At 70.8% G+C, this 5,592-nt stretch carries 4 protein-coding genes; 1 reads left to right on the top strand and 3 read right to left on the bottom strand.

Going from position 1 to position 5,592, the window contains the following annotated elements:
• Positions 1 to 112: 112 nt before the first annotated feature.
• From gltX to L1885_RS22565, 3 genes are all read right to left on the bottom strand, one after another.
• Positions 113 to 1,588 (bottom strand): glutamate--tRNA ligase, encoded by a 1,476-nt coding sequence (gene gltX, locus L1885_RS22575; protein ID WP_235799003.1) that lies wholly within the window; start codon positions 1,586 to 1,588, stop codon positions 113 to 115.
• Positions 1,581 to 2,366, bottom strand: a complete 786-nt coding sequence (locus L1885_RS22570; protein WP_235799002.1) for a fumarylacetoacetate hydrolase family protein — start codon at positions 2,364 to 2,366, stop codon at positions 1,581 to 1,583. Before L1885_RS22570 ends, gltX begins: the two co-directional genes overlap by 8 nt.
• A 131-nt stretch (positions 2,367 to 2,497) precedes the next feature.
• Positions 2,498 to 2,707, bottom strand: a complete 210-nt coding sequence (locus L1885_RS22565) for a hypothetical protein (RefSeq protein ID WP_235799001.1) — start codon at positions 2,705 to 2,707, stop codon at positions 2,498 to 2,500.
• A gap of 599 nt (positions 2,708 to 3,306) precedes the next feature.
• Here L1885_RS22565 and L1885_RS22560 point away from each other — a divergent pair.
• The coding region (locus tag L1885_RS22560; RefSeq protein ID WP_235799000.1) for a sensor histidine kinase at positions 3,307 to 5,592 on the top strand (2,286 nt) is incomplete at its 3' end.

Here is a 5,592-nt window from a genome sequence, read left to right as displayed (position 1 = left end):
GCCCGCCCGGCGGCCGGCGGCTCCCCGCGCCCCGCCACCCCTACGGAAAGCGGGGCGGCGCCCGGTCGGATCGAACCGGTCGCCGCCCCGCTCCCCCGGGGCATGCGGGCGCCTACGCGGCCGCCAGCCTCGCCAGCGCCGCGTCGACCCGGGCCAGGGTCCGCTCACGCCCCAGCACCTCGAGCGACTCGAACAGCGGCAGGCCGACCGTGCGGCCCGTGACCGCGACCCGCAGCGGGGCCTGGGCCTTGCCGAGCTTCAGGCCGTGCTCCTCACCCGCGGCGAGCAGCGCCTCCTTCAGCGGCTCGGCGGCCCACTCGGCGCCGGCGAGCTTCTCGCGCGTCGTCGTGAGCAGGGCCACCGGGTCGCCCTTCATCGCCTTCGTCCAGGACGCCTCGTCCCACACGGGCTCGTCGAGGAAGAGGAAGTCGACGTTGGCCGTGATGTCCGACAGGACGGTGACGCGGGTCTGCGCCAGGGGCGCCAGCGCGTCGAAGCCGGCCTGGTCGAACTGCCCGGGCTCCCAGGGCGCGTACGGGGCCGCGAGCCAGGGCGCGCACGCCTCGGCGAACGCCTTCACGTCCAGCTGCCGGATGTGGTCGGCGTTGATCGCCTCGGCCTTCTTCAGGTCGAAGCGCGCCGGGTTGGCGTTGACGTCGTTGATCTCGAAGGCGGCCACCATCTCGTCGCGGGAGAAGATGTCCTGGTCGGCGGAGAACGACCAGCCCAGCAGGGACAGGTAGTTGAGCAGTCCCTCGGGCAGGAAGCCGCGCTCCCGGTACAGGTTCAGCGACGCCTGCGGGTCGCGCTTGGAGAGCTTCTTGTTGCCCTCCCCCATCACGTACGGCAGGTGGCCGAAGGCGGGCACGCCCTTCGCGACGCCGAGTTCCATGAGCGCCTTGTACAGGGCGATCTGCCGCGGGGTGGAGGACAGCAGGTCCTCGCCGCGCAGCACGTGCGTGATCTCCATGAGGGCGTCGTCGACCGGGTTGACCAGCGTGTACAGCGGGGCGCCGTTGGCGCGCACGATGCCGTAGTCCGGGACGTTGTCCGGTGTGAAGGTCAGCTCGCCGCGCACCAGGTCGGTGAAGGTGATCGGCCCGTCGGGCATCCGGAAGCGCACGATGGGCTCGCGGCCCTCGGCCTCGTACGCGGCGACCTGCTCGGCCGTGAGGTCGCGGCAGTGGCCGTCGTAGCCGGAGGGGCGGCCCGCCGCGCGTGCGGCCTCGCGGCGCTCGTCCAGCTCCTCGGTCGTGCAGTAGCAGCGGTAGGCGTGGCCGCCGGCGAGGAGCCGCTCGGCGACGTCGCGGTAGATGTCCATGCGCTGCGACTGGCGGTACGGGGCGTGCGGGCCGCCGATCTCGGGGCCCTCGTCCCAGTCGAGGCCGAGCCAGCGCATGGAGTCGAGCAGCGCTTCGTAGGACTCCTCGGAGTCGCGGGCGGCGTCGGTGTCCTCGATGCGGAAGACGAGGGTGCCGCCGTTGTGCCGGGCGAAGGCCCAGTTGAACAGGGCGGTGCGGACCAGGCCCACGTGGGGGTTGCCGGTCGGCGAGGGACAGAAACGTACGCGGACGGAGCCGTTAGCCACGCTTGATCACCTTGTTGGTGAGAGTGCCGATGCCTTCGATGGAGACGGCGACCTCGTCGCCGACGGAGAGCGGGCCCACGCCCGCGGGGGTGCCGGTGAGGATGACGTCGCCGGGCACCAGGGTCATGGCCTCGCTGACGTGGACGACCAGGTCCTCCACGGTGCGGATCATCTGGCTGGTGCGGCCGAGCTGCCGCTGCTCGCCGTTGACGGTGCACTGCACGGTCAGGTCGGACGGGTCGAGCTCGGTCTCCACCCAGGGCCCGAGCGGGCACGAGGTGTCGAAGCCCTTGGCGCGGGCCCACTGCTTCTCGGACTTCTGGAGATCGCGGGCGGTGACGTCGTTGGCGCACGTGTATCCGTAGATCACGTCCTTGACGCGCTCGCGGGGGACCTCGCGGCAGAGCGTGCCGATGACGACGGCCAGCTCGGCCTCGTAGTGCACGTCGTTCGAGAAGTTCGGGTACACGATCGGGTCGCCGGAGCCGATCACGGAGGTGCTGGGCTTGAAGAAGGTCATCGCCGCTTCGGGGACCTCGTTGCCCAGCTCCGCCGCGTGCTCCGCGTAGTTGCGGCCCACGGCCACGACCTTGCTGGGGAGCACCGGCGGCAGGAGCCGCACCTCGCTCAGGCGCACCTTCGTGCCGCTGAGCTGGGCCCCCGTATAGGGGATGCCCTTGATGATGTCGAGGAGCAGGCCGGCCGGGTCGCCGCCTCCCGCGTCCTCGACCGCGCCGAAGGCGACATTGCCGTCGATGGAGAACCTGGCGATGCGCACGGTTTGCTGTCGCCCCTCACTTCACTCGCGGACCTGGTCCGAAACGTTCAGGAATCTGAACCATCAGGCTAGCGCGGTGCGCGTGGAGGGGTGCGTACCGCCGGGGCCGGCCGGGCGGTACGCGACGCGGCTCACTCCCCGGGGGTGTCCTGGGCCTCCGCGGCCTGGTGCGGGATCGGCGCGGTCATCAGCCGGGTGCGCTTGGGGTTGGCCGTGCTGGCCGGCAGCGCGAGGGGGTGCTCGACGGCCTCGGCGACCACCAGGTGCGTGGCGTCCGCGAGATGGGCCAGCGTGGTGCGCTTGGGGTTGGCGGTCTTCCGGAAGATCATCGTCGTCTTCATGGAGATCTGTGGCGTCCTTACGTTCTCGCGGGGGGCATGCGGGGAGTCGGTGAATGAAGTGGGGCGGTCCTTGCGAACCGTCTTCCGACCCATCCCTGTCAAGCGTCAGGCTAAACATGCGATTCCCGCCAAACGCGGGCCCCCGCCTTCACGTTGCTGTGATTTTGCTCACCGGCCGCGCGACATTCGGGACATAACTTCACCGGCCAGGCCGCCATGAAAACGGTCATCTCGCACCAGACGACAGCATTCCGCTGCCGATCATGAACACTGGGACACGTTCCGGCCGCTCGTGGATGATCCGTTATATCCCGGTTCCTCCGCGATCCGGCTCGACGGTTGGTGATCCATTCGTCACGCCGAGTCATACAGGTCACAGCGGTGCCGTCAGACCTTGTTGCAGATCCGGCACTGTGCTGGAATCACCCCCACCGCCGCGAGTTCCCACCCGGCGCACACGGGCGCGACGGAGCGTCGCGTGTGCAGGAGAAGGGGACGGCGCCGGTGACTCACGACCACCACTGGGGGGCATTCCCCCACGACGCCGACACCGTCCTGCCGCATGCGGTGGGACGCCTGGTCCAGAGGTTGCGACGCTAGTGCAGGGACGTTCTAAGAGGGACAGCGGTGCCGCGGCGGAGCAGGAGCCCCGCGGCGGGACCGAACGCGGCTCCTCGGCACAGCACACCCAGAACAGGTCGGCGGGGGCCCCGTCGGGCGAGCCCGAACGCGCCGCCAAGCCCGGGGCCGCGGGCGAAGCACCGCCCGCCGCCGCGCGGCCGGCGCAGAAGGCCCCGGACGCCGGGTCCCGAATAGCCCTGCGCAACTGGCGCATCAGCACGCGCCTCGTCTCGCTGCTCGCGCTCCCCGTGGTCGCCGCCACGACGCTGGGCGCCCTGCGCATCGACGACTCCGTCAACGACATCAAGCAGCTCGACCACATGCAGCTGCTGACGGAGATGACGAAAGAGGCGACCGCCCTCGCGGCCCAGCTGCAGGCCGAGCGCGACCAGGAGGCCGGCCCCCTCAGCCACGGGGTCTCCCCCAACGACCTGAGCATCAAGCAGCTGCGCACGCAGACCGACCGGGCGAGCAAGTCGTTCCTCGACGCGACCAACGCGATCGGCAACACCGACAGCAACGACGACACGCTCAACAGCATCCGGGCCAACGTCAACCAGATCGCCACCCAGGTCCAGCAGATCAGCGACCTGCGCAGCGACGCCTACACGACGCCCGGCTCCTCCTCGCTGACCGTCGACTCGTACGACCAGCTGGTGACCTCCCTGCTGAGCCTCTCGCAGGACATGGCGCAGGCCACCAACAACCCGGACATGATCAAGCGGACCCGCGCGCTCGCCGCGTTCTCCGCCGCCAAGGAGTACGCCTCCATCCAGCGCGCGATCATCGCCGCCGCGCTCCCGGCGGACCCGAACAAGCACAAGGGCAACCTCAGTTACTCCGACCGCCTCTACGGCAACGCGGCCGCCAAGAAGGAAGCCAACCAGCTCACCACGTTCCGCTCCCTCTACGAGTCCATGGGCGGCAACGCGGAGGAGCTGATGGCCCCTCTGGAGGGCCAGGGCAGCCCCGAGATCCAGGCGGCCGACGACTACGAGAACCGCGTCCTCGGCGCCCCGGACGGCCTGAGCAACCAGTCGAACCGCAGCTACGAGGACTGGATCGACCAGGCCTCCGTACGCATCAACACGATGAAGACCATCGAGTCCACGCTGCTGGGCCAGATGGAGACCAAGGCGACCGAGCTGCGCCAGCAGTCGCAGCGCGACGCCATCATCAACGGTGCGCTGATCCTGCTCGTCCTCGGCGTCTCCCTCGTCGGCGCGTTCATCGTGGCCCGGTCCATGATCCGCTCGCTGCGCCGGCTCCAGGACACGGCCACGAAGGTCGCCCAGGACCGCCTGCCCGAGCTGGTCAAGCAGCTCTCCGAGTCGGACCCGCAGGACGTCGACACCTCCGTCGAGTCCGTGGGTGTCCACTCGCGCGACGAGATCGGCCAGGTGGCCGCGGCCTTCGACCACGTGCACCGCGAGGCGGTCCGGCTGGCCGCCGAGCAGGCCCTCCTGCGGGGCAACGTCAACGCGATGTTCACGAACCTCTCGCGCCGCAGCCAGGGCCTCATCCAGCGCCAGCTCTCCCTCATCTCCGAACTGGAGTCCCGCGAGGCCGACCCCGACCAGCTCTCGTCGCTGTTCAAGCTCGACCACCTCGCGACCCGCATGCGCCGCAACGGTGAGAACCTGCTGGTCCTCGCCGGTGAGGAGCCGGGCCGCCGGTGGACGCGCCCCGTGCCGCTCGTCGACGTGCTGCGCGCCGCCGCGTCCGAGGTGGAGCAGTACGAGCGCATCGAGCTGGCCGCGGTGCCCGCGACGGAGGTCGCCGGACGCGTCGTCAACGACCTCGTCCACCTGCTCGCCGAGCTGCTGGAGAACGCGACGTCGTTCTCCTCCCCGCAGACCAAGGTCCGCGTCACCGGCCACGCGCTGCCGGACGGGCGCGTGCTGGTCGAGATCCACGACACCGGCATCGGCCTGTCCCCCGAGGACCTGGCCGCGATCAACGAGCGGCTCGCGTCGCCGCCCACCGTGGACGTCTCCGTCTCCCGCCGCATGGGCCTGTTCGTGGTCGGCCGCCTGTCCCTGCGGCACGGCATCCGCATCCAGCTGCGGCCCTCCGACTCCGGCGGTACGACGGCCCTCGTCATGCTGCCCGTCGACGTCGCCCACGGCGGCAAGAAGGCGCCGGGCAAGCCCGGGGCCCCCGGCGGTCAGAACGCGGGCCAGAAGCCGCCCGCCGCCCGCCTCGGCGGCGGTTCCCCGGCGGGCGCGGCCGGCTCCGGCAGGCCCGGCCTCGGTGCCGGTCCC

This window comes from Streptomyces fuscigenes (genome assembly GCF_021556455.1).
Classification (GTDB): domain Bacteria; phylum Actinomycetota; class Actinomycetes; order Streptomycetales; family Streptomycetaceae; genus Streptomyces; species Streptomyces fuscigenes.
The sequence above is the reverse complement of the archived record's forward strand: the minus strand, read 5'-3'. Positions and strand labels throughout refer to the sequence as shown.

What these genes read in the sequence shown, in the direction of transcription:
- L1885_RS22565 (WP_235799001.1), bottom strand. Translation starts at nt 2,707, where the DNA reads ATGAAGACGACGATGATCTTCCGGAAGACCGCCAACCCCAAGCGCACC.